This is a genomic window from Streptomyces sp. NBC_01171 (assembly GCF_045039805.1).
GTDB lineage: Bacteria > Actinomycetota > Actinomycetes > Streptomycetales > Streptomycetaceae > Streptomyces.
This window is the reverse complement of the sequence record NZ_CP108609.1, coordinates 2456062-2478598: the sequence shown is the minus strand read 5'-3', so window position 1 is coordinate 2478598 and position 22537 is coordinate 2456062. Positions and strand designations below refer to the sequence as shown.

Annotated in this window: 21 protein-coding genes; 10 read left to right on the top strand and 11 right to left on the bottom strand. The window is 72.3% G+C overall.

Annotation, left to right across the window (positions count from 1 at the left end; all coding sequences use genetic code 11):
- Window positions 1-13 precede the first annotated feature (13 nt).
- The 3 genes from OG448_RS11240 to OG448_RS11230 form a co-directional block, all read right to left on the bottom strand.
- A complete protein-coding gene (locus OG448_RS11240; RefSeq protein WP_031180920.1) occupies window positions 14-262 on the bottom strand; it encodes a hypothetical protein in 249 nt (82 codons plus the stop codon).
- Window positions 259-744, bottom strand: coding sequence for a sigma factor-like helix-turn-helix DNA-binding protein (locus OG448_RS11235; protein ID WP_405553219.1), 486 nt, complete (start codon window positions 742-744; stop codon window positions 259-261). The genes OG448_RS11240 and OG448_RS11235 overlap by 4 nt, the downstream gene beginning before the upstream one ends.
- 122 nt (window positions 745-866) lie before the next feature.
- On the bottom strand, window positions 867-1358 hold the full coding sequence (locus OG448_RS11230; protein ID WP_405558762.1) for a MarR family winged helix-turn-helix transcriptional regulator: 492 nt from the start codon (window positions 1356-1358) through the stop codon (window positions 867-869).
- Between the two features lie 161 nt (window positions 1359-1519).
- Here OG448_RS11230 and ilvA point away from each other — a divergent pair, with 161 nt between their 5' ends.
- The 3 genes from ilvA to OG448_RS11215 all read left to right on the top strand — a co-directional run bounded on the left by ilvA (window position 1520) and on the right by OG448_RS11215 (window position 4786).
- Window positions 1520-2749 (top strand): threonine ammonia-lyase, encoded by a 1230-nt coding sequence (gene ilvA, locus OG448_RS11225; protein ID WP_405553217.1) that lies wholly within the window; start codon window positions 1520-1522, stop codon window positions 2747-2749.
- Between the two features lie 190 nt (window positions 2750-2939).
- On the top strand, window positions 2940-3932 hold the full coding sequence (locus OG448_RS11220; protein WP_405553215.1) for an ATP-binding cassette domain-containing protein: 993 nt from the start codon (window positions 2940-2942) through the stop codon (window positions 3930-3932).
- Window positions 3929-4786 (top strand): ABC transporter permease, encoded by an 858-nt coding sequence (locus tag OG448_RS11215; RefSeq protein ID WP_405553213.1) that lies wholly within the window; start codon window positions 3929-3931, stop codon window positions 4784-4786. The genes OG448_RS11220 and OG448_RS11215 overlap by 4 nt, the downstream gene beginning before the upstream one ends.
- A 64-nt stretch (window positions 4787-4850) precedes the next feature.
- On the opposite strand, the gene greA is transcribed toward OG448_RS11215, so the two are convergent.
- On the bottom strand, window positions 4851-5351 hold the full coding sequence (greA, locus tag OG448_RS11210) for a transcription elongation factor GreA (protein ID WP_405553211.1): 501 nt from the start codon (window positions 5349-5351) through the stop codon (window positions 4851-4853).
- Between the two features lie 171 nt (window positions 5352-5522).
- Window positions 5523-5921, bottom strand: a complete 399-nt coding sequence (locus OG448_RS11205; protein ID WP_381092716.1) for a DUF4307 domain-containing protein — start codon at window positions 5919-5921, stop codon at window positions 5523-5525.
- Window positions 5922-6078: 157 nt separating this feature from the next.
- Between OG448_RS11205 and mca the strand changes: the two genes are divergently transcribed.
- Both mca and OG448_RS11195 read left to right on the top strand, forming a co-directional pair.
- Window positions 6079-6960, top strand: a complete 882-nt coding sequence (gene mca / locus OG448_RS11200; RefSeq protein WP_391294921.1) for a mycothiol conjugate amidase Mca — start codon at window positions 6079-6081, stop codon at window positions 6958-6960.
- Complete coding sequence (locus OG448_RS11195) at window positions 6953-7192, top strand: hypothetical protein (protein ID WP_078873247.1); 240 nt, start codon at window positions 6953-6955, stop codon at window positions 7190-7192. Before mca ends, OG448_RS11195 begins: the two co-directional genes overlap by 8 nt.
- A 67-nt stretch (window positions 7193-7259) precedes the next feature.
- Here OG448_RS11195 and OG448_RS11190 read toward each other — a convergent pair whose 3' ends face one another.
- Window positions 7260-10463, bottom strand: coding sequence for a tetratricopeptide repeat protein (locus OG448_RS11190; RefSeq protein ID WP_405553208.1), 3204 nt, complete (start codon window positions 10461-10463; stop codon window positions 7260-7262).
- 232 nt (window positions 10464-10695) lie between these two features.
- Here OG448_RS11190 and OG448_RS11185 point away from each other — a divergent pair, with 232 nt between their 5' ends.
- Both OG448_RS11185 and OG448_RS11180 read left to right on the top strand, forming a co-directional pair.
- The gene (locus tag OG448_RS11185) at window positions 10696-12729 is read left to right on the top strand and encodes a thioredoxin domain-containing protein (RefSeq protein ID WP_405553206.1); all 2034 of its coding nucleotides are present in this window, start codon (window positions 10696-10698) and stop codon (window positions 12727-12729) included.
- Between the two features lie 108 nt (window positions 12730-12837).
- The gene (locus OG448_RS11180; RefSeq protein WP_405553204.1) at window positions 12838-13719 is read left to right on the top strand and encodes a prohibitin family protein; all 882 of its coding nucleotides are present in this window, start codon (window positions 12838-12840) and stop codon (window positions 13717-13719) included.
- A gap of 15 nt (window positions 13720-13734) precedes the next feature.
- On the opposite strand, the gene OG448_RS11175 is transcribed toward OG448_RS11180, so the two are convergent.
- The gene (locus OG448_RS11175) at window positions 13735-14466 is read right to left on the bottom strand and encodes a Mut7-C RNAse domain-containing protein (protein WP_405553202.1); all 732 of its coding nucleotides are present in this window, start codon (window positions 14464-14466) and stop codon (window positions 13735-13737) included.
- A 43-nt stretch (window positions 14467-14509) separates the two neighbouring features.
- Window positions 14510-15193 carry a hemolysin III family protein gene (locus OG448_RS11170; RefSeq protein ID WP_405553200.1) on the bottom strand — a complete coding sequence of 228 codons (684 nt, stop codon included), beginning with the start codon at window positions 15191-15193 and terminating at the stop codon, window positions 14510-14512.
- A gap of 374 nt (window positions 15194-15567) precedes the next feature.
- On the opposite strand from OG448_RS11170, the gene OG448_RS11165 reads away from it, so the two are divergent.
- Window positions 15568-17400, top strand: a complete 1833-nt coding sequence (locus tag OG448_RS11165; RefSeq protein ID WP_405553198.1) for a phosphoenolpyruvate carboxykinase (GTP) — start codon at window positions 15568-15570, stop codon at window positions 17398-17400.
- A 7-nt stretch (window positions 17401-17407) separates the two neighbouring features.
- Here the strand turns inward: OG448_RS11165 and OG448_RS11160 are convergent, their stop codons facing one another.
- On the bottom strand, window positions 17408-17821 hold the full coding sequence (locus tag OG448_RS11160; RefSeq protein WP_030806890.1) for a hypothetical protein: 414 nt from the start codon (window positions 17819-17821) through the stop codon (window positions 17408-17410).
- A 72-nt stretch (window positions 17822-17893) separates the two neighbouring features.
- The gene (locus OG448_RS11155) at window positions 17894-19105 is read right to left on the bottom strand and encodes an aminotransferase class I/II-fold pyridoxal phosphate-dependent enzyme (RefSeq protein WP_391294901.1); all 1212 of its coding nucleotides are present in this window, start codon (window positions 19103-19105) and stop codon (window positions 17894-17896) included.
- Between the two features lie 125 nt (window positions 19106-19230).
- On the opposite strand from OG448_RS11155, the gene OG448_RS11150 reads away from it, so the two are divergent.
- Window positions 19231-19956 (top strand): hypothetical protein, encoded by a 726-nt coding sequence (locus OG448_RS11150; protein ID WP_405553196.1) that lies wholly within the window; start codon window positions 19231-19233, stop codon window positions 19954-19956.
- Between the two features lie 135 nt (window positions 19957-20091).
- Entirely contained in the window at window positions 20092-20916 is an 825-nt protein-coding gene (locus OG448_RS11145) for a trypsin-like serine peptidase (RefSeq protein ID WP_405553194.1), read from the top strand.
- A gap of 3 nt (window positions 20917-20919) precedes the next feature.
- On the opposite strand, the gene OG448_RS11140 is transcribed toward OG448_RS11145, so the two are convergent.
- Window positions 20920-22530, bottom strand: coding sequence for an amidohydrolase family protein (locus OG448_RS11140; protein ID WP_405553193.1), 1611 nt, complete (start codon window positions 22528-22530; stop codon window positions 20920-20922).
- Window positions 22531-22537: the final 7 nt, after the last annotated feature.

The window sequence follows — 22537 nt, the reverse complement described above, 5'->3', positions numbered from 1 at the left end:
CAGGACAGCCGGCCTACCAGCCGGACACGGGCGGGGTCGTCAGCGACGGCGGCTCCGCCCACGGCCTGGTCAGCGCGGCCCAGGTGAGGAAGGCGGCCGCCGCCGCGCACAGCACCAGCCACAGCAGCCGCCGCCCGGCCCGCCGCAGCCGCAGCAGCCGGGCCCCACGGCGCACCGCCTCGCCGGGCAGCTCCGGCGGCACGCCCACCGGCACCGCCTCCATCAGCCGCCGCACGGCGGCCTCGCGCTCGGGCCGGATCACGGCTGGAGTCGTCTCAGGAGCGGGGCGCCCGCGCGCGGGACGGCTCCGGGCGGCGGATGCAGCACCGTGGCCGTCGCCCGGTCGCAGAGCGCGCGCACCCGGTCGGCGGGCAGCCCCAGCAGGGCCGCCGTCTGCTCGTCGGCCAGCCCCTCGTACAGCCGCAGCACCAGGACCAGCCGTTCACGCGGGCTCAGCGCGGCGAGCGGGCCGTACGGGCGGGAGCGGTGCCAGGCCACGTGCGCGTAGTGGGTCGCCAGGTGCCCGCGGGCGCGGTCGTAGGGGTCCTCGCCGGGCGGGTGGTCCCAGTGGGCGTAGGTGTGGGCGAGCGCCCGGGTCAGCAGGCGCCGCGCCCGCGGGTTGGCGTCCGGCGCCTCGGCCGTGAGCAGCGTGGCCGTGTGCAGCAGACGGCCCGCCGCGCCCGCGACGAACCCTCCGAACTCCTGTGCCCTGCGGGCGTCCCGCACGCCCCGCCGATCGCGCACCCCGCCTCCCCCCAGCGCACCCTGCGGCGCGAGAAGAACCCGTGGGACCCGGACACGCGGGGACCCGGTCTCATATGAGGCCCGTGGCGGCCCGGGGGTCAAGAGCCGCGACGGGGCCGCCTTCAGGAGGCGGGTGGCTGCGGCTGGACGGTCATGCGCGCGGACAGCGCGGTGTTGAAACGGCTGAGCAGATCGCAGAAGCTCTCGCGCTCGGCCGGTGTCCACTCCTCGGTCAGCTCGGCCATCAACTGGCGCCTGGAGGCACGTACTTCCGCCAGCCGGGTGGCGCCACGCGGGGACAACTGGAGCACCACCGCGCGTCCGTCCTCGGGGTGCGAGGTGCGCTTGACCAGGCCCGAATCCACCAGCGGGGCCACCTGCCGGGTCACCGTGGAGGAGTCGATGCCCATGCTCGCGGCGAGCGCCTTGACGCCCATCGGGCCCTCGTTGTCGAGGCGGTTGAGCAGCAGGTAGGCGGCGCGGTCCATGGAGTTGCGCACCTGCCCGACCCCGCCGAGCCGCGTCTGTTCGGCGCGGCGCGCGAACACCGCCACCTCGTGCTGGAGGGTGTCGAGCAGACCGCTGTCACCGACGGTTGTCATGTCCATCGACATATCAGGTGTTGTGGGCATGGCCGGAGGCTCGCTTCATGAAGGGGTGCTGGGTTGGGGGACAGGGTACGCGGCCCGGCGGCGGTCCGTACGGGAGCTGGGGAAACCGGTCCTCCGGTCCCGCGCCGACGCCGGGTACGGGCGCGAACTGCGAGACTTGGCACATGAGCTACCGCACGGCCCACCCCTTGCGCTCCGTGACCCTCGACGACGTGCGCGGGGCGCAGAAGATGCTCTCGGGGGTGGCCCGCACGACCGCCCTGGAGAGCAGCAGACACCTCTCCCGCACGGTGGGCACGCCGGTGCACCTGAAGTGCGAGAACCTCCAGCGGACGGGCTCGTTCAAACTCCGCGGCGCCTATGTGCGCATCGCGGGGCTGCTCCCGGAGGAACGGGCCGCCGGAGTGGTCGCCGCGAGCGCCGGCAACCACGCCCAGGGCGTCGCGCTCGCCTCCTCCCTGCTGGGCGTGCACTCCACCGTGTTCATGCCGCAGGGCGCCCCCCTGCCCAAGGTCAGCGCCACGCGCGAGTACGGCGCCGAGGTGCGCCTGCACGGCCAGGTCGTCGACGAGGCGCTCACGGCGGCCGAGGAGTACGCGGCCGCGACGGGCGCGGTGTTCATCCACCCCTTCGACCACCCCGACATCATCGCGGGCCAGGGCACGGTCGGGCTGGAGATCCTGGAGCAGTGCCCGGAGGTCGGCACGATCGTCGTCGGCATGGGCGGCGGCGGGCTCGCGGCAGGGATCGCGGTGGCGGTGAAGTCGGTACGGCCCGACGTCCGGATCATCGGCGTGCAGGCCGAGGGCGCCGCCGCCTATCCGCCCTCGCTGGCCGCCGGGCACCCGGTGACCGTGGGGAACCCCGCGACCATGGCCGACGGGATCAAGGTCGGTACGCCCGGCGCGGTGCCGTTCGGGATCGTGGAGGAGCTGGTCGACGAGGTGCGCACGGTCAGCGAGGACCAGCTCTCGGCCGCGCTGCTGCTGTGCCTGGAGCGGGCCAAGCTGGTCGTGGAGCCTGCGGGCGCCAGCTCGGTCGCGGCGCTGCTGGCCGACCCCGGCGGCTTCTCCGGGCCGGTGGTCTCGGTGCTGTCCGGCGGCAATGTGGACCCGGTGCTGCTCCAACGGGTGCTGCGGCACGGCATGGCCGCGCAGGGGCGCTACCTCGCGGTCCGGCTGCGGCTGACCGACCGCCCCGGCGCGCTCGCCACCCTGCTCGGGGTGCTCTCGGCCGCCGACGCCAACGTGCTCGACGTCAGCCACATCCGCACCGACCCGCGCCTCGGCCTCAGCGAGGTGGAGGTGGAGCTCCACCTGGAGACCCAGGGCCCCACCCACCGCACCGAAGTCACCGCCGCGCTGCGGGAGTCGGGGTACGTGATCATCGACTGAGCGGTGCCGGGCGGGGTCCGTCCGGCCGCCGTGTCACTCGTTCGGGGAGGGAAGCCGAAAACCCGTTGAGAGACGCGATACATCGCGTTACGGTGTGTGACGTGGGGGCCGGATCGCCGCTCGCTCGCCGGGGGGTGCCGGGTCCGCGTGCCAGTCATGTGCCGTGCACCACCGACGACGGGGAGAGATCATGCCGGGCGCCATCCATGCCGAGGGTCTGGTGAAGACCTTCGGGGACGTAAGGGCACTGGACGGCGTCGACCTCGACGTGCCCGAGGGGACGGTCCTGGGGCTGCTCGGGCCGAACGGCGCGGGCAAGACGACGACCGTCCGCTGTCTGACCACCCTGCTGCGCCCTGACAGCGGCCGGGCGGTCGTCGCGGGTGTGGACGTGCTCAAACACCCTGACACCGTCCGCCGCTCCATCGGCCTGTCCGGCCAGTTCGCGGCGGTCGACGAGTATCTGACCGGCCGGGAGAACCTCCAGATGGTCGGCCGGCTCTACCAGATGCGTGGCAAGGCCGCGAAGGAGCGCGCGGCCGAACTGCTGGAGCAGTTCCACCTCGCCGACGCCGCCGACCGCCCCGCCAAGACCTACTCCGGCGGCATGCGCCGCAGGCTCGACCTCGCCGCCGCGCTCGTGGTCTCACCGCCCGTCATGTTCATGGACGAACCGACGACCGGCCTCGACCCGCGCAACCGCCAGCAGCTCTGGGAGGTCATCCAGCAGCTCGTCTCCGGCGGTACCACCCTGCTGCTCACCACGCAGTACCTGGAGGAGGCCGACCACCTCGCGCACGACATCGCCGTGGTCGACCACGGCCGGGTCATCGCCCAGGGCACCTCCGACCAGCTCAAGGCCCGCACGGGCGGCGAGCGCGTCGAGGTCGTGGTGCACGAGCGGGACCGGATCGCGCGCACCGCCGAGGTGCTGCGCGCCCTCGGCAAGGGCGAGACCACCATCGATCAGCACACCCGCAAGCTCACCGTCCCCGTCACCGGCGGCGCCAAGCTCCTCGCGGAGGTCATCCGGGAGCTGGACACCCGGGGCATCGAGATAGACGACATCGCGCTGCGCCGCCCCACCCTCGACGACGTGTTCCTCTCCCTGACCGGACACACCGCCGAGGCCCGGCCGGGCGCCGCCGAGAACACCACCGACACCGAGGGGGCCGTGAAGTGAGTGCCGTCAGCGAGAGCGCGCGGGCCGTGGCGCCCGCCAACCCCTTCAGCAGGGCCGTCCGCGACTCACTGATCGTGGCCCAGCGGAACCTCATCCGCATGGTCCGGATTCCCGAGGTGGTCATCTTCGGGCTCATCCAGCCGATCATGTTCGTGGTGCTGTTCACCTATGTCTTCGGCGGCTCGATGAAGATCGGCGGCAGCACCAGCGCCACCGCCTACACCAACTTCCTGATGGCCGGGATCTTCGCGCAGACCGTCACCTTCGCCACCGCGGGCGCCGGCGCTGGCATCGCCGACGACATGCACAAGGGCCTGGTGGACCGCTTCCGCTCACTGCCCATGGCCCGCGGCGCGGTGCTGACCGGGCGCACCCTGGCCGACCTGGTGCAGACCGCGCTCACCCTGCTGGTGCTGGCGGCGGTCGCCCTGCTGGTCGGCTGGCGGGTGGGGTCCAACGGCGACACGAACGCCCTGAGGGTGCTCGCCGCCTTCGGCCTGCTGCTCCTGCTCGGGTACGCGTTCACCTGGATCGGCGCCCTCATCGGGCTCTCTGTACGCACCCCCGAGGCGGCCACCTCCGGCGGCCTGGTCTGGCTCTTCCCGGTGACCTTCCTGTCCAACGCGTTCGTGGACACCAGCAACATGACTCCGTGGCTGCGGCACATCGCCGACTGGAACCCGTTCAGCGCCACCGTCGAGGCGGCCCGTGTGCTGTTCGCCAACCCCGGCGGGTCCACGTCCACCGCGTGGCCCATGCAGCACCCCGTGTGGGCCTCGCTGATCTACTCGATACTCATCGTCGCGGTCTTCCGCACCCTGGCGGTCCGCAAGTACCGCTCGGCCACCGCCTGACACGACGAAGCCCCCGGCGCCGCGAGGGCGCCGGGGGCCGGCCGGAAAAAAAGGGGGTACGGGGTCAGCCCGAGTACGGCTCGGCCTTGAGGATCTTGACCATGGCCTTCTTGCCGTTCGGCAGCTCGTACTGCGCGTCCTCGCCGACCTTGTGGCCGATCACGCCCGAGCCGAGCGGTGACTGCGGGGAGTACGTCTCGACATCGGAGCTGGCGTACTCGCGGGAGGCGAGCAGGAAGGTCATCGTGTCGTCCTCGTCGCCGTCGAAGGCGATCGTGACGACCATGCCCGGTGCGACGGTCCCGTCGGTGGAGACCGGGGCCTCGCCCACCTGGGCGTTCTCCAGGAGCTGGGTGAGCTGGCGCACGCGCAGCTCCTGCTTGCCCTGCTCCTCCTTGGCCGCGTGGTACCCGCCGTTCTCGCGCAGGTCGCCCTCCTCGCGCGCAGCCGCGATCTTGGCCGCGATCTCCGTGCGCGCAGGACCAGTAAGGTACTCAAGCTCGTCCTTGAGCTTGTTGTACGCCTCCTGGGTCAGCCAGGTGACGTTCTCGCTGGTCTGGGTCACAGGGTGCTCCTCGTCGGTACTGGGGATACAAAGCATCGCCCTACCCAGAAGCATGTTCTCTCTTGGATGGGCGAAACCACGAGCCTAACAATTCAGGGGCGAAAGGGGGAGGACATAAGCCATCAGAATCGCATCAGCGCAGGTCACGCCGTACGCATTCCGGGTGACGCCTCAGCCCGTGTGGCAGCCCAGCAGTTCGGCGGTGCCGCCCTTGGCGGTCGTACGGAGCGTGACGACCTTGTCCACCCGCGTGTCCGGCCCGGAGAAGCGGAAGTCGGCCCGGCCGACCTCGGCCCCGTCGGCCGACTGGGAGCGCAGCGTGCAGTAACCGTCCACGCCGGCGTCCCGGTGGACCTCCAGGTGCACCCGGACCGCGTGGTCGGTGGCCTGGAAGGTGATGACCTGGGCGCTGATCTCGTTCTTGGCGACGTAGTGGTAGGCGAAGTAGCCGACCAGCGCGAGCAGGGCCACGCCCAGCACCGCGCCGAGGATCTTGAGCCGGTGGTCGGCACGCTCGTCCGAGGAGCGGCCGTAGCGGCCCTCGGGCAGCCGCGTGCTCGCCGTAGCCATGATCGTCCTCTCCGCGGAATTATTCGCCCCCCGATTCGGTCACTATAGAAGCCTGCCGCCCGCCCTCCGACCGCCGCCCCATGGACGACGTGCCCCAGGCACGGCACCCGTTGACTGCCCCACCGACCGCGGGGCGCCGACCAACAAGGAACGAGTCTTGACTGACCAGCTACGACTGATGGCCGTTCACGCGCACCCCGACGACGAGTCGAGCAAGGGCGCGGCCACCATGGCGAAGTACGTGTCCGACGGGGTGGACGTACTGGTGGTGACCTGCACCGGTGGAGAGCGCGGTTCCATCCTCAACCCCAAGCTCCAGGGCGACGCGTACATCGAGGAGCACATCCACGAGGTGCGCAAGAAGGAGATGGACGAGGCCCGCGAGATCCTCGGGGTCAAGCAGGAGTGGCTCGGCTTCGTCGACTCCGGCCTGCCCGAGGGCGACCCGCTGCCGCCGCTGCCCGAGGGCTGCTTCGCGCTGGAGGACGTCGACAAGGCGGCCGGCGAGCTGGTCCGTAAGATCCGCGCGTTCCGCCCGCAGGTGATCACCACCTACGACGAGAACGGCGGCTACCCGCACCCCGACCACATCATGACCCACAAGATCTCGATGGTGGCGTTCGAGGGCGCGGCGGACACCGAGAGGTACCCGGAGGCCGAGTTCGGCCCCGCCTACCAGCCGCAGAAGCTGTACTACAACCAGGGCTTCAACCGCCCCCGCACCGAGGCCCTGCACCAGGCGATGCTGGACAGCGGGCTGGAGTCGCCGTACGGGGACTGGCTCAAGCGCTGGAAGGAGTTCGAGCGGGTCGAGCGCACGCTGACCACGCATGTTCCGTGCGCGGACTTCTTCGAGATCCGGGACAAGGCGCTGATCGCGCACGCCACCCAGATCGACCCGGACGGCGGCTGGTTCAAGGTCCCGATGGAGCTGCAGAAGAAGGTCTGGCCCACCGAGGAGTACGAGCTGGCGAAGTCCCTCGTGGACACCTCCCTCCCCGAGGACGACCTCTTCGCGGGCATCCGGGACAATGCCTGACATGAGCGCAAGCGTGAGCCTCGCAGTGACGCATCTCGTCCCTCTCGCCAAGGAGATCGACGAGAACAAGGTCACCCCCGGTGTCCTCGGCTTCATCGTGTTCGCGGTGATGGCCCTGGCCGTCTGGGGGCTGATGAAGTCCATGAGCAAGCACATGGGCAAGGTCGACTTCAAGGAGGCGCCCGCCGAGGGCGAGACCTCCGCCACGAAGACCGAGTCCCGGCAGGGCTGACCCCGCCGGGCGGGAACCCACCGACGGGCGCGACCGGAACCTCGGCCGCGCCCCGCCGGTGCCTCGCTCATGCCTCCGCCGGGACCGGCACCCCCAGCACATCGCGGGCGTGCCGGGCCGGCGTCATGCGCAGCCGCCACGCCTGCCAGCCCGACTCCAGGCTCACGCCCCGCTCCAGCAGCAGGGCGTACGCCGGGGCGCAGTCGCTGAGGCGTTCGTCCCGCGCGGGGTGCGCGGCGCGGACCAGGCGGGCCAGCTCCTCCTGGGCGACCGCCGTGCCCACCTCGGTGCCGCCCGGCGCCGCGTACGGCAGCAGGGTGCAGCGCAGGAACCGTGCCCAGTCCTCGCCGCGCCGGTCACCGTAGGCCGTGAACAGCCCGAGCGCCTCGTCGCACAGGGCCAGCGCCTGCGGGGTGCGCTCGTTGCCCGCGTCCACCACCGCCAGCTCCAGGCAGGTCCAGGCCTCGCCGTGCGGTACACCGACCCGCTGGAAGTCGGCGCGGGCGTCGACCAGCAACTGGCGGGCGAACCCGGAGTTGCGCAGCGAGCCGGTCTGCGCGGCCCGCTGGTCACGGGTCACCCGCGCCGAGTGGTGCCGGGCGCAGGCCAGCCCGTACACGTCCCGCATCCGGGAGAACATCGTGCGCGAGCGCTCCAGCTCCCGCACCGCCCGGTCCAGGTCCCCGGTCTCCTCCAGCGCCTGCCCCAGGTGGTACAGCGTCCACGCCTCGCCGCGCGCGTCCTCGTTGTCCCGGTGCTTGACGGCCGCCTGGCGCAGCCCCTCCTCGGCGGGTGCCGCGTCCCCGTCGACCAGCCGGGCCCGCGCGAGCTGGGTCAGCGCCCACGCCTCGCCGCGGGCGTCGCGGGTCCGCCCGTACCGCTCCAGCGCGGCCCGCAGCTCGTCCTCCGCGCGGGGCACGTCGCCCAGGCACAGGGCGAGCTGGCCGAGCTGGTAGTGGGCCCACGCCTCGCCGTGCACCGAGCCGCCCGCCCGGTGCAGCACCAGCGAGCGCTTCAGCAGGTCCAGCGCCTCCGGCAGCCGGGCCCGGTCGCGCTGTACGGCGGCCAGTGCGTGCATCGTCCAGGCACGGTCGGTGGCGAGCTGCGGGGGAGTCTGGAGGTCCATCGCCTCCTGGAGCTTGGCCGCCGCGTCGGTCAGGTTGCCCTGGTGGTGCAGGGTGATGCCGAGCGAGCACAGGGCACGGGCGGCGCCCGCGTCGTGGTGCGCCTCCCGGTACAGGTCCACCACGGAGGCCAGCGTGGTGCGCGCCTTGTCCAGCTCACCGAGCTGCCGGGCCGCGATACCGGTACGCCACTGCACCGAGCGGACCAGCAGCCCCTCGTCCACGGCCTGCGCCAGCTCGTTGATCTCCCCGAGCCGGTACAGGTCGCCGCGCAGCAGGCAGTAGTCGCACAGCGCGCCCAGCAGGTTCAGCACCGCGCCCTGGTCCACGCCCTCCGCCTGGCGCAGGGTGGCCGTGATGAAGCTGGTCTCGTCGTCCAGCCAGCGCAGCGCCTCCTCCAGCGAGACGAAGCCGTGCGAGCCGAAGCGGTCCGACCGCGTCGACATGTTGCCGTCGACCAGGCGCAGCACCGAGTCGGCCAGCTCGGCGTAGTTCACGATCAGCCGTTCCTGCGCCGCCGTGCGCTCGGCCTGCTCCTCCTCGTCCAGCAGCCGGGCCTCGGCGAAGGCACGGACCAGGTGGTGCAGCCGGTACCGGTCGCCGCGCACATGGTCCAGCAGCCCGGCGCGGGCCAGCGCGGCCAGGTGCCGGCCCGCCTCCTCCTCGCCGGTGCCCAGCAGCGCGGCGGCCGCCGCCACGCCCAGCGAGGCCCGGCCGGCCAGCGCGAGCCGGCGCAACAGCCGGCGGGCGGGCTCCGGCTGGTCGGAGTAGCGCAGCCACAGCGCCCGCTCCACCGGCTCGACGGGTCCGTACGCGGCCAGGTCCACGGCCAGCCCGCTCGCCGAACGGGAGCCGAGCGCCGAGCCCGCGCAGCGCAGCGCCAGCGGCAGCCCGCCGCACAGCTCCGCGATCCGCGCGGTGGATTCGGCGTCGTAGGGGTGGTCGGAGTCCTGCGCGGAGGCGGTCAGCAGCTCCTCGGCACCGGCCGCGTCCAGCGCCTTGACGGGCAGGTGGTGCACCCAGGCGGGCAGGTCCGCGTCCAGCTCCAACGGGGTGCGGGAGGTGACCAGGACCAGGCTGTCGGAGCGCTCGGGGATCAGCGCGCGCACCTGTGCCGGGTCGGAGGCGTCGTCCAGCACGATCGTCACCGGCAGCCCGGCCAGGTGCTGGTGGTACAGCTCACCGAGCCGTTTGACCTGCTGTTCGGGGGAGGAGTGCTCGCGGAACAGCAACTGCTCGCGGGGTGCGCCGAGCCGGTTCAGCAGATGCAGCAGGGCGTCGCGGGTGGGCAGCGGCCGGGTCTCGCGGCCGTCGCCGCGCAGGTCGACGACGACCGCACCCCGGAAGTGGTCGCGCAGCTCGTGCGCCGCCCGTACGGCGAGCGTGGTGCGGCCCGAGCCCGGCTCACCGTGCAGGACGATCACCGTCGGCCGGGTCTCCGACTCCGCGCGGGCGGCCCGCGCCCACTGTCCGATCCGCGCCAGCTCCTCCGTACGGCCCGCGAACAGGTCCTCCGGCTCGGGGAGTTGGCCGAAGGACTGTTCCAGTACCGTCCGGCGCCGGGCCGCCGCGCTCTTGTCCGCGCCGCGCAGTGCCGGGCCGGTCTTCTTGCCCTGCGCGGTGGAGGCGGCGAGCATCCGCTGCTGGTCCAGGAAGGGGCGGATGCCGCGCACCTCCAGCGCGGTCAGCCACTGCAGCCGCAACTGCTCGGGCCCGCCGGGCTGGCTCGCCGCGCCCTTGCGGTGATGGGCGGCGGGCAGATGCGTACCGGCCACCTTCACCACCGTCGCGGCGGCCCCGGCGACCCCGACGACTACGCCCGCGCCGAGCGCGGTGCCCGCGCCGGTGCCGAGGGACAGGTCGGCGACGGCCGCGGCGACCGCCGCGACGGCGGCCACCAGCAGCGGGGTGCCGGCGCCCTCGCGGGCGTAGCGCCGGCCGAAGCTGAGCCGGTCCGCCTCGGACTCGTCGAGCGCGCGGGTGTACGCGGCGTACTCCTCCGCCGCGGCCCCCGCCATCCCGTCCAGCGCGGCGCGCGCCCGCGTGAGCAGCAGTTGCCCGTCGGACCGCCCACCCGACCGCCGCACCTCCTCCTCCACGGCCCGCACCACCAACCGGTCGGCCTCACCCCGATGCCCGTCCCGCATACGTCCCCCTCACCGCCAACTCCTGTGCGCAACAGTGTGCTTCGGGGGCGGGGGGAGCGCGAGGGGGCGTGGATCAGGAGTGCGGCCGCGGGGAACGGCGGTCATGACTCGCGGCGCTCGCACGGAGGTACGGCCGACTGTTCCGGGATGCCGAGCGTCCGACCGAGCGGGACGTCGTCCGGCTCGCGCCGTTCCCCAAGGTCGTGTCCGGCACTGTGAGAGGCTGGATCGCATGAACCGGCTAGCCGACGTGACCTCGCCGTATCTGCTCCAGCACGCTGACAACCCGGTCGACTGGTACCCCTGGGGGCCGGAGGCGTTCGAGGAGGCTCGGCGCCGGGATGTGCCGATCCTGTTGTCCGTCGGGTACTCCGCATGCCACTGGTGTCACGTCATGGCGCACGAGTCCTTCGAGGATCAGGCCACCGCCGACTACCTGAACGAGAACTTCGTCAGTGTGAAGGTCGACCGGGAGGAGCGGCCGGATGTGGACGCGGTGTACATGGAGGCGGTGCAGGCGGCGACCGGGCAGGGCGGGTGGCCGATGACCGTGTTCCTGACGCCGGAGGCCGAGCCCTTCTACTTCGGCACCTACTTCCCGCCCCGCCCCAAGCACGGCATGCCCTCCTTCGGGCAGGTGCTGGAGGGCGTGCACCAGGCGTGGGAAGGCCGGCGGGACGAGGTCACCGAGGTGGCCGGGAAGATCACGCGGGACCTCGCCCAGCGGGAGATCGTCCAGCAGGCGGCCGGGGTGCCCGGCGAGGAGGAGCTGGCGCAGGCCCTCCTCGGGCTCACCCGCGAGTACGACCCGCAGCGCGGCGGATTCGGCGGTGCGCCCAAGTTCCCGCCCTCCATGGCGCTGGAGTTCCTGCTGCGCCACCACGCCCGCACCGGCTCCGAGGGCGCCCTCCAGATGGCGAGCGACACCTGCGAGCGGATGGCCCGCGGCGGCATCTACGACCAGCTCGGCGGCGGCTTCGCCCGCTACTCCGTGGACCGGGACTGGGTCGTGCCCCATTTCGAAAAGATGCTGTACGACAATGCGCTGCTCTGTCGGGTCTACGCCCACCTCTGGCGCACCACCGGCTCCGACCTCGCCCGCCGTGTCGCGCTGGAGACCGCCGACTTCCTCGTCGCCGAACTCCGGACCGAAGAGGGCGGGTTCGCCTCCGCGCTGGACGCCGACAGCGACGACGGCACCGGTAAGCACGTCGAGGGCGCGTACTACGTCTGGACGCCCGAGAAGCTGCGCGCCCTGCTCGGGGACGAGGACGGCGACCTCGCCGCCGAGTACTTCGGCGTGACCGACGAGGGCACCTTCGAGCACGGCCAGTCCGTGCTCCAACTGCCGCAGTCGGAGCGGGTGTTCGACGCCGGGCGGATCGCCTCCGTCAAGGAGCGGATGCTCGCCGAGCGCTCCGGGCGCCCCGCGCCCGGCCGGGACGACAAGGTCGTCGCCGCCTGGAACGGCCTCGCCATCGCCGCCCTCGCCGAGACCGGCGCCTACTTCGACCGCCCCGACCTCGTCGAGGCGGCCGTCGCCGCCGCCGACCACCTCGTCCGGGTCCACCTCGACGAGCACGGCCACCTCACCCGGACCAGCCGCGACGGCCGGGCCGGGGCCAACTCCGGGGTGCTGGAGGACTACGCCGACGTCGCCGAGGGCTTCCTCGCGCTGGCCTCCGTCACCGGCGAGGGCGTCTGGCTGGACTTCGCCGGGCTCCTCCTCGACCAGGTCATGACCCGCTTCACCGACCCGGAGAGCGGCGCGCTGTACGACACCGCCTCCGACGCCGAGCAGCTCATCCGCCGCCCGCAGGACCCGACCGACAACGCGACCCCCTCCGGCTGGTCCGCCGCGGCCGCCGCCCTGCTGTCCTACGCCGCGCACACCGGCTCCGAGGCCCACCGGGCCGCCGCCGAGCAGGCGCTCGGTGTGGTCAAGGCGCTCGGGCCGCGGGTGCCCCGGTTCGTCGGCTGGGGCCTGGCCGCCGCCGAGGCGCAGCTCGACGGCCCCCGCGAGGTCGCCGTCGTCGGCCCGTCCCTCACCGACGAGCGCACCGCCGCCCTGCACCGTACGGCCCTCCTCACCGGTGCCCCCGGCGCGGTCGTCGCGGTGGGCACCCCGGACGGGGAGGAGTTCCCCCTCCTCGCCCACCGCCCCCTGGTCGGCGGCGAGCCGGCCGCCTACGTGTGCCGGAACTTCACCTGCGAGGCCCCGGTGACCGACCCCGACGCGCTGCGCGCGGCGCTGGACGACAACTGACCGAACCAGGCACCCCACAGGGCTACTTCCCGTACACCTGTGCCCGCTACGATGCGCTGCCCGCCGCCCCTAAGGGGTGGCGCATCCTGTGGGGGGAAGCCCGTGTTCGTGCTGTCCATACTGCTGCTCGTCGCGGCGGTCGTGCTGTTCTTCGTCGGACGTGGCAGAGCCGAGGCCGGCTGGAAGATCGGGGCCGCGCTCGGCGCCCTGGGTGGGGTCCTGGCCGGTGTCGTCGCCTGTGTCCATGTGGTCAGCGCCTATGAGGTCGGCGTCCCGGTGACGTTCGGCCGGGTCGGCACCCCGCTGACCTCCGGCATGCATCTCAAGTCGCCGTTCACCGACGTCACCTCCTTCTCCACCCGGCCGGTCGACCTCGACCTGGGCGGCGACGACCGGGTGGAGGTCCGCTCCTCGCAGGGCGGGGTGCTGTACGCGGACGTCACCATCAAGTGGGCCGTCGTCCCGCGCAAGGCGGTCGAGTTGTACCGGCTGGCGGGCAGCGAGGACGCCGTGCAGGAACGGCTGGTGCTGCCGGACAGCCGGGAGATCATCCGCAACGTCTTCGCCCGGCACACCAGCGTTGAGGGGTACGCCTCCGCCCGCGAGCGGATCAGCGCCGAGATCGAGCGCCTGGTGAAGGAGCGGCTGGCGCCGCGCGGGATCGACGTGACCACCGTCAATCTGCGCAACGTACGGCCGTCGAAGCAGTTGCAGGGCCAGATCGACAAGAAGATCCAGCAGGAGCAGGCCACCGAGCGCGCCGTCGAGGCCGCGCGGACCGCCAAGGCGGATGCCGAGCGCAAGCGGATCGAGGCCGAGGGCACCGCCCGCGCCAACAAGATCCTGGAACGCTCCCTCAGCGACAAGGTGCTGTACAACCAGTGTCTGGACGCCTACCGGGAGGCCGCCAAGGCCCACCCGGTGTACGCCGTTCCGTGCGGCAGCGGCTCCGGCGGCACCCCGGTCATCGTGGACGGCACCAAGAACTGACGGCGCCGGGAAGAACTAGCCCAGCCCGGAACGGAACCGCACCGCCTCCGCCACGATCGCCTCCAGCTGCTCGTGGTGCGCCCCCTTCCAGTACGCCCGCCCGCACTCCCCGCACGCCGCGAACACGTCGTAGGTGTCCCGCGTGCCGGCCTCCAGCCGGTCGGCCACCTGGGCCTTGGAGGCCGGGTGCAGTGGGCCGTTGCAGGCGGTGCAGCGTGACCAGGGGGCCAGCTCCGGGGCGAACCGCTCCAGCACGTCCCGGAGCTGCTGCTCGGGCCGGGTGCTGTACACGTACGCCCCGGCCCACAGCTCGCGGCGGCGCAGCAGGCCCCGGTCCCGGCTGAGCAGCACCCGGCGTTCGGCCGCCGAGCGCGCGGCGAGCGCCGGGTCGCCGATGTCGGTGGACTCGTACGCCGTGTCCACGCCGAGCAGGCGCATCCGGCGGGCCAGCGTGCCCAGGTGCACGTCGAGCAGGAAGCGCAGCGGGGCGCCGGGTACCTGCTGGGGGCGGGGGACCGGGCCGACGTGGACGGACTCGCCGTCGGCCGGGACGTAGGCGCGAGGGACCTCGCGGCCGTCCACGGTGAGGGCGCCCACCTCGGTCAGCGGGATGCCGAGGGACTCCACGACATGACCGAGGGAGGAGACGCCGTCGGTGCCCAGCCCGGCCCTGCCCGCGCGGTGGGCGTGCGGCACGAACAGGTGCAGGTCCGGGGCGACTTCGAGGTGGATCACGGGTCCGTTCACCCGGTCAGGATGGCACGCGCGCCGGACCAGCCCCCGTACGGCCTCAGGCGTGCTGGTAGGCCACCATCGAGATGCCGATGTAGTGCACGATGAACGCGGCCAGGGTGAGCGAGTGGAAGACCTCGTGGAAGCCGAACCAGCGCGGTGAGGGGTTCGGCTTCTTGATGCCGTAGACCACGCCCCCGGCGCTGTACAGCAGGCCGCCGACGACCACCAGGACCAGGACGGCGACGCCGCCGGTGCGCATGAAGTCGGGCAGGAAGAAGACGGCGGCCCAGCCCATGGCGATGTAGCACGGGGTGTACAGCCAGCGGGGCGCGCCGACCCAGAAGACGCGGAAGGCGATCCCTGCGAGGGCGGCGGCCCAGATGCCCCACAGCAGCGCCTGGCCCTTGCTGCCCGGCAGGAGCAGCAGGGTGAGCGGGGTGTAGGTGCCCGCGATGATCAGGAAGATGTTGGAGTGGTCGAGGCGGCGCAGGATGCGGTCGGCCCGGGGGCTCCAGTTGCCCCGGTGGTACAGCGCGCTGACCCCGAAGAGCAGGCACGCCGTCAGGGCGTAGATGCCGCAGGCGATGCGGCCCCGGGTGGAGTCGGCGAGGGCGGTGAGCACCAGGCCCGCGATGAGTGCGGCCGGGAACATGCCCAGGTGCAGCCAGCCACGGAGCCGGGGCTTGACGGGTTCCGGCAGATTGAGCGCGGCGGAAACGGACGCAGTCATGAACCGCATCGTACCTACGGAACCGTAAGTTACGGATCAGTCCCCCTCGGTGCGTGGCCGAGTTCACGCTCACACCAAGATCCATCGTCTCACGTCCGTCACCGGCTTCGCGCGCAAAGAATTCGCCATATGCGGGCCAGGTGCGCGTAAAGAGGTGCGCATGTCAGCAGGGCGGACGCGGAACGCGCCGTTTCGGGGGTACTCGCTCACCTGTGACGCCCTCTGGACATATGCGCACTCGCATCGGATGATCAAATGAGTGCGGTCGGTACCGGATGAGCGTCGACCCTGATCGGGGTTGCCGCCGTGCATCCGGGCCGCAGCCCCCAAGGGGCCGAGAAAATCCCTCACCCAGGGCCATAAACCCTCACTTAGGAGCGATCGTGGCGCGCGAAAACGCGGCTCCCACCGTCATCCCGACCACCCATCAGGAACTGATCTCGTGGGTCGACGAGATCGCCGAACTGACGCAGCCGGACGACGTGGTCTGGTGTGACGGCTCCGAGGCCGAGTACGAGCGCCTGTGCGAGGAGCTCGTCGCCAAGGGCACCTTCACCCGGCTCGACCCCGTCAAGCGTCCGCACTCGTACCACGCGGCCTCCGACCCGACCGACGTCGCGCGGGTCGAGGACCGGACCTTCATCTGCTCGCAGAAGGAGGCCGACGCGGGCCCGACCAACCACTGGAAGGACCCCGCCGAGATGCGGGAGATCTTCCAGGGGACCGGCGGCGAGGGCGGCCTGTTCCGGGGCTCGATGCGCGGCCGCACGATGTACGTCGTGCCCTTCTGCATGGGCCCGCTCGGCTCCCCGCTCTCCGCGCTCGGCGTGGAGATCACCGACTCCGCCTACGTCGCCGCCTCGATGCGCACCATGACCCGCATGGGCAGCGCCGTGCTGGAGGAGCTGGGCGCGGACGGCGAGTTCGTCAAGGCCGTGCACACCCTGGGCGCCCCGCTGGCGCCGGGCGAGCAGGACGTGCCGTGGCCCTGCAACTCCACCAAGTACATCTCGCACTTCCCCGAGTCCCGCGAGATCTGGTCCTACGGCTCCGGCTACGGCGGCAACGCCCTGCTCGGCAAGAAGTGCTACGCCCTGCGCATCGCGTCCGTCATGGCCCGCGACGAGGGCTGGCTGGCCGAGCACATGCTCATCCTCAAGCTCACGCCCCCGCACGGGGAGTCCAAGTACGTCGCCGCCGCGTTCCCGAGCGCCTGCGGCAAGACCAACCTCGCCATGCTGGAGCCCACCGTCTCCGGCTGGAGCGTGGAGACCGTCGGCGACGACATCGCCTGGATGCGCTTCGGCGAGGACGGCCGGCTGTACGCGATCAACCCCGAGGCCGGGTTCTTCGGCGTCGCGCCCGGCACCGGTGAGCACACCAACGCCAACGCGATGAAGACCCTGTGGGGCAACGCGGTCTTCACCAACGTCGCCCTCACCGACGACGGCGACGTGTGGTGGGAGGGCATGACCGAGGAGCAGCCCGCGCACCTCACCGACTGGAAGGGCAACGACTGGACGCCGGAGTCCGGCACCCCGGCCGCCCACCCCAACGCCCGCTTCACGGTCCCCGCCGACCAGTGCCCGATCATCGCGCCCGAGTGGGAGGACCCGCGCGGGGTGCCGATCTCCGCGATCCTCTTCGGCGGCCGCCGGGCCAGCGCGGTCCCGCTGGTGACCGAGTCCTTCGACTGGAACCACGGCGTGTTCCTCGGCGCCAACGTGGCCAGCGAGAAGACCGCCGCCGCCGAGGGCAAGGTCGGCGAGCTGCGCCGCGACCCCTTCGCCATGCTGCCGTTCTGCGGCTACAACATGGGCGACTACATGGCCCACTGGATCGACGTGGCCAAGGACAAGGACCCGGAGAAGCTGCCCCGGATCTACTACGTCAACTGGTTCCGCAAGGACGGCGAGGGCAAGTTCGTCTGGCCCGGCTTCGGTGAGAACAGCCGCGTCCTGAAGTGGATCGTGGACCGTCTCGACGGCCGCGCCGAGGGCGTGGAGACCCCGATCGGCGTGCTGCCGGCCAAGGGCTCCCTGGACACCGAGGGTCTGGACCTCACCGAGGCCGAGCTGGACTTCCTGCTCACCGTCGACAAGGAGGTGTGGCGCGAGGAGGCGTCCCTGGTGCCCGAGCACCTCAACACCTTCGGCGATCACACGCCCAAGGAGCTGTGGGACCAGTACCGGGCGCTGGTCGAGCGCCTCGGCTGAAGCACGGTCAGCGGGCCGCGCTGAGTTCCCTCGGCGCGGCCAGCGCGGCCGTGTGGGCGTCCATCCGCTCGGCGGCCAGGATCGCGGCCGCCGTGTCCGCGCGGGAGGCGGCGACGACCAGGGCGCGGCCCGCGAGGGTGTGCGCCCGGCGGTGCAGCGGCGCCGGATCGGCGGCCGCTCCCGGCACCGCCCGTGCCGGAGCCCGGCCGCCCCGCAGCCGGGCCACCTCGGCGGACAGCCGCTCGGCGGCCGTGTCCAGCTCGGGGTCGGCGGCCGGACCGCGCAGCTCGTCGGTGACGGCGAGCAGGGCGGCGAGGTGTCCGGCCAACTGGATGTCCAGCTCCTCGTCGCGGGAGCGGTGCGGGAAGTCCGAGGCCGCCGGGGTGCTGTGGACCGACTTGGTGCGGATCGGTTCGTACATGGGACGGCCTCCTCTGCGCTGACAGAAACCATCCTAGCTTGGATCGAGTCTAAAGTTGAGTCGAGTCAGCGGCTACGGCTGGCCGTAGCCGTCCAGGAAGGTCCCGATCCGGGTCACCGCGTCCGTCAGATCGGCCACGTTGGGCAGGGTGACGACCCGGAAGTGGTCGGGCTCGGGCCAGTTGAAGCCGGTGCCCTGGACCACCATGATCTTCTCCTCGCGCAGCAGGTCCAGCACGAGCTGCCGGTCGTCCTTGACCTTGAAGACCTTCGGGTCCAGGCGCGGGAAGAGGTACAGCGCGCCCTTGGGGCGTACGCAGCTCACGCCGGGGATCTGGGTGAGCAGCTCGTACGCCGTGTCCATCTGCTCCTTCAGCCGGCCGCCCGGCAGCACCAGGTCGTTGATCGTCTGGCGGCCGCTGAGTGCCGCGACCACGCCGTGCTGGCCCGGCATGTTGGCGCACAGCCGCATGTTGGCCAGGATCGTCAGGCCCTCCAGGTAGGAGTCGGCGTGCGCGCGGGGGCCGGAGACGGCCATCCAGCCGACCCGGTACCCGGCCACCCGGTACGCCTTGGACATGCCGTTGAAGGTGAGGGTGAGCAGGTCGGGGGCGACCTTGGCGGTGGGGGTGTGGACCGCGCCGTCGTAGAGGATCTTGTCGTAGATCTCGTCGGAGCAGACCAGCAGGTTGTGGCGGCGGGCGAGGTCGGTGAGGCCCTTGAGCATCGCCTCGTCGTACACCGCGCCCGTGGGGTTGTTCGGGTTGATGATCACCAGGGCCTTGGTGCGGTCGGTGATCTTCCGCTCGATGTCCGCGAGGTCGGGCATCCAGTCGGCCTGCTCGTCGCACCGGTAGTGCACGGCGGTGCCGCCGGACAGCGAGACGGCCGCCGTCCACAGGGGGTAGTCCGGGGCGGGTACGAGGACCTCGTCGCCGTCGTCGAGCAGGGCCTGCATGGCCATCACGATCAGCTCGGAGACGCCGTTGCCGATGAAGACGTGCTCGACGTCGGTCTCGATGCCGAGGGTCTGGTTGTGCATGACCACCGCGCGGCGGGCGGCCAGCAGGCCCTTGGCGTCGCCGTAGCCGTGGGCCGTGGAGACGTTGCGGAGGATGTCCTCCAGGATCTCCGGGGGGCACTCGAAGCCGAAGGCGGCCGGGTTGCCGGTGTTGAGCTTCAGGATGCGGTGACCGGCCGCCTCCAGTCGCATCGCCTCCTCGAGCACCGGGCCCCGGATCTCGTAACAGACGTTGGCGAGCTTGGTCGACTGGATCACCTGCATGCCCGCGAGCTTACGGCCTCTGGGGAGTGGCGCGCGGTGTTCTGCGCCACGTGGGACGCGTCGGTTTACGTCGGTTTCGCCGAGGGGTGTCCCGAGCGCGTCCGCCTCCCTACAATTCGACGATCATGTCTACCGAACGCGAGTGCGAGGCGGGGGTGTACGGCGCGCGCGAGGCGGACGGCGCGGCGCCGGTCCCGTCGATCGTTTACCACCCGCCGGCCGCCCCGGCCCCCTCCTACGAGGGGTACGCCGACCCCGCCGCCGCCCACGGTTGGCAGAGCGCGTACGACGAGACCCGTGAACTGCCCGCCCTGACCGGGCTCTCCGCGCCCCTCGGCCCAACAGGGCCCGGCGGCACGGAAGTTCCCGGTGCGGCCGGCGGACGGTCCGGGCACCGGCGGCGGTCGGCCGGGCGGCGCCGCCGGGTGGTGGTGGCCGGGGCGGTTGCCGGCACGGTCGGGGCCGCGGCCGTGATCGCCGGTCTGGTGGCCTCCTCGGCACCGTCCGGGGGTGACCGCCCGGTGACCACCGGACAGGCCACGTCCAGCGCGTCCGAGGAGGGGTCGGCCGGCTCCGGCGCGCCGGACGCCACGGCCCCGGTGAGCGCGGCCTCCACCGCCACCAGCGGCGGCCGGCCCCCGGCCACCCCGCTGCGTGCCACCACGGCAGGGTCCGTTGCCCCTGCCGCCCCGTCGACCGCCCTCTCGGTCGCGCCGGGGGGCGGCACCGCCGTCGAGAAGGCCCCGCCGTCCACCGCCCCCGCGTCGACGGCCGCCGTTCCCGCGGCCTCCCCCACCCCGTCCTCCACCGGTAGGCCCACCCGCGGCGGCAAGGGGCACCGGCACCGCTGAGCCCGACGGACCCGCCCCCGGCGTTCCCCGGCTGACGCCTCCTTGTCCTCTCCCACCAACCGGATGACAATGCGCATGACAATACGGGCGCCCGGAGGCTCTCCGGTCGTCCGCTTCCGCAGAGGGGACCCCCACATGAACAAGCCTCTCCTGGCCGCGCTCTCCGCCGTGGCGCTCGCCGGGTTCGGCGCGACCCCGGCCGTGGCCGCGCCGCAGGCCAAGGCGGTGACCGTCGACTTCGCCGGGACCGTGTCGCTCAGCAACTGTTCCGGCTCCGTCGTCCGGCTACCGGGCTCGGCGGACAGCGACCCCGCGCTGGTGCTGAGCAACGGGCACTGCCTGGAGACGGGCTTCCCGCAGCCCGGCCAGGTCATCACCGGCCAGTCCTCCAGCCGCACCTTCGGCCTGCTGAACTCGGCCGGCACCAAGGTCGCCACACTCCGTGCCAACCAGGTCGTCTACTCGACCATGACCGACACCGACGTCACCCTGTACCGGCTGACCACCAGTTACGCGGCGATTCGGAACTCGTACGGCATCAACGCGCTGCCGCTGAGCGACACCCACCCGGTGGCCGGGAGCGGCATCAAGGTCGTCTCCGGCTACTGGAAGCGGATCTACTCCTGCAACGCCGACGGGTTCGTGTACCGGCTGAAGGAGGGCGGCTGGACCTGGAAGGACTCGCTGCGCTACACCGCCGCCTGCGACACCATCGGCGGAACCTCCGGCTCCCCGGTGATCGACACCGCCACCGGCAAGGTCGTCGCCGTCAACAACACGGGCAACGAGGACGGCCAGTCCTGCACCGAGAACAACCCGTGCGAGGTCGACCAGAACGGCAAGGTCACCGTCCGCCAGGGCATCAACTACGCCCAGGAGACCTACCAGATACCCGCCTGCTTCACGACCGGCAACAAGCTCAACCTCAGCGCCGCCGGCTGCACGCTGCCCAAGCCCTGACCGTCACACCGGGGTACGGCGCACCGACCGGCCCGCCAGCACGTCGGTGCGCCGCCCGTCCTCGATGACGAACCGTCCGTCCACCAGCACGTGCGGAATCCCGGTCGGCAGCGTCCGCGGCTCCGCGAAGGTGGAGCCGGCGGCGACGGTGGCCGGGTCGAACAGCACCAGGTCCGCGCGGTACCCCTCGCGCACCAGGCCCCGGTCCGGCAGCCGCAGCCGGGCCGCGGGTCGCGAGGTCAGCCGGGCCACGCACTCCTCCAGCGACAGCACGCCCAGTTCGCGGACGTAGGTGCCGAGGTAGCGCGGGAAGGTGCCGTAGGCGCGGGGGTGCGGCTTGGTGCCCTGGAGGATGCCGTCCGAGCCGCCGGTGTGCGCGCGGTGGCGCATGATCGCGCGGACGTTCTCCTCGTGGCCGACGTGCTGCAGGATCGTGGTGCCGAGCCGGTCCTCGACCAGCAGGTGCCGGACGGTCTCCCACGGCTCCTCGCCGCGCAGCCCGGCCGCCTCCTTCACCGTACGGCCCACGTACTGCGCCAGCACCGGGTTCGTCACGCCGGAGATCTCGATCGTCTCCCACTGGGCCGGTACGCCGTGGCAGCCGTCGGAGCCGGTGACCTCCAGGTGGTGCCGGACGCGCTCGGCGGTCGCCGGGTCGGTGAGCCGGGCCAGGATCTCCGCCGGGCCGCCCTCGCTCGCCCAACTGGGCAGCAGAGCCGCCAGGGTGGTGGAGCCGGGGGTGTAGGGATAGGTGTCCAGAGTGAGGTCGGCGCCCGCGTCCAGGGCCGCGTCGAGCAGGGCGAGCAGCTCGGGGGCGCGGCCCTCGTTGACGCCGAAGTTCATGGTGGCGTGCGCCAGGTGCAGCGGGCAGCCCGCCTCCCGGGTGAGGGCGACCATCTCGGCGTACGCCTCCAGGGCGCCCGCGCCGTAGGAGCGGTGGTGGGGGCAGTAGTAGCCGCCGTAGGAGGCCACCACCCGGCACAGCTCGGTCAGTTCGGCGTCGTTCGCGTACATGCCGGGGGTGTAGGTGAGGCCGGAGGAGAGGCCGACCGCACCCTGTTCCAGGCCCTCGGCGACCAACTGCCGCATCCGGTCCAGCTCGGCCGGGGTCGCCGGGCGGTCCTCCCAGCCGACGACCAGCGCGCGGACCGTGCCCTGCGGGATCAGGTAGGCCGCGTTGACCGCGATGCCCTCGTCCAGCCGGTCCAGGTACTCGCCGACCGAGCGCCAGTCCATGTCGAGGTCGTCGCCGTAGCCGTTCCAGCCGGTGATGGCCCGGCGGACCTCCTCCAGCGTGCGGTCGTCGACGGGGGCGTACGAGAGGCCGTCCTGGCCCAGCACTTCGAGGGTGACGCCCTGGGCGGCCTTGGCGCTGTGGTCGGGGTCGCGCAGCAGGGCCAGGTCGGAGTGGGCGTGCATGTCGATGAAGCCGGGGGAGAGGACCAGGCCCTCCGCGTCCAGCTCGCGCCGGGCGCGCGGGCGCTGACAGCCCGCCGCCGCGGCCTCCTTGACGATGGAGACGATCCTGCCGCGGTCGACCACCACATCGGCGCGGTAGGCGGGCGCCCCGCTGCCGTCGATCACCTCGGCGTCGCGGATCACGAGTTCTTCCATGGCGCTG

What these genes read in the sequence shown, in the direction of transcription:
- OG448_RS11230 (WP_405558762.1), bottom strand. Translation starts at nt 1,358, where the DNA reads ATGTCGATGGACATGACAACCGTCGGTGACAGCGGTCTGCTCGACACC.
- ilvA (WP_405553217.1), top strand. Translation starts at nt 1,520, where the DNA reads ATGAGCTACCGCACGGCCCACCCCTTGCGCTCCGTGACCCTCGACGAC.
- OG448_RS11220 (WP_405553215.1), top strand. Translation starts at nt 2,940, where the DNA reads ATGCCGGGCGCCATCCATGCCGAGGGTCTGGTGAAGACCTTCGGGGAC.
- OG448_RS11205 (WP_381092716.1), bottom strand. Translation starts at nt 5,921, where the DNA reads ATGGCTACGGCGAGCACGCGGCTGCCCGAGGGCCGCTACGGCCGCTCC.
- OG448_RS11195 (WP_078873247.1), top strand. Translation starts at nt 6,953, where the DNA reads ATGCCTGACATGAGCGCAAGCGTGAGCCTCGCAGTGACGCATCTCGTC.
- OG448_RS11190 (WP_405553208.1), bottom strand. Translation starts at nt 10,463, where the DNA reads ATGCGGGACGGGCATCGGGGTGAGGCCGACCGGTTGGTGGTGCGGGCC.
- OG448_RS11185 (WP_405553206.1), top strand. Translation starts at nt 10,696, where the DNA reads ATGAACCGGCTAGCCGACGTGACCTCGCCGTATCTGCTCCAGCACGCT.
- OG448_RS11170 (WP_405553200.1), bottom strand. Translation starts at nt 15,193, where the DNA reads ATGCGGTTCATGACTGCGTCCGTTTCCGCCGCGCTCAATCTGCCGGAA.
- OG448_RS11160 (WP_030806890.1), bottom strand. Translation starts at nt 17,821, where the DNA reads ATGTACGAACCGATCCGCACCAAGTCGGTCCACAGCACCCCGGCGGCC.
- OG448_RS11155 (WP_391294901.1), bottom strand. Translation starts at nt 19,105, where the DNA reads ATGCAGGTGATCCAGTCGACCAAGCTCGCCAACGTCTGTTACGAGATC.
- OG448_RS11150 (WP_405553196.1), top strand. Translation starts at nt 19,231, where the DNA reads ATGTCTACCGAACGCGAGTGCGAGGCGGGGGTGTACGGCGCGCGCGAG.
- OG448_RS11145 (WP_405553194.1), top strand. Translation starts at nt 20,092, where the DNA reads ATGAACAAGCCTCTCCTGGCCGCGCTCTCCGCCGTGGCGCTCGCCGGG.
- OG448_RS11140 (WP_405553193.1), bottom strand. Translation starts at nt 22,530, where the DNA reads ATGGAAGAACTCGTGATCCGCGACGCCGAGGTGATCGACGGCAGCGGG.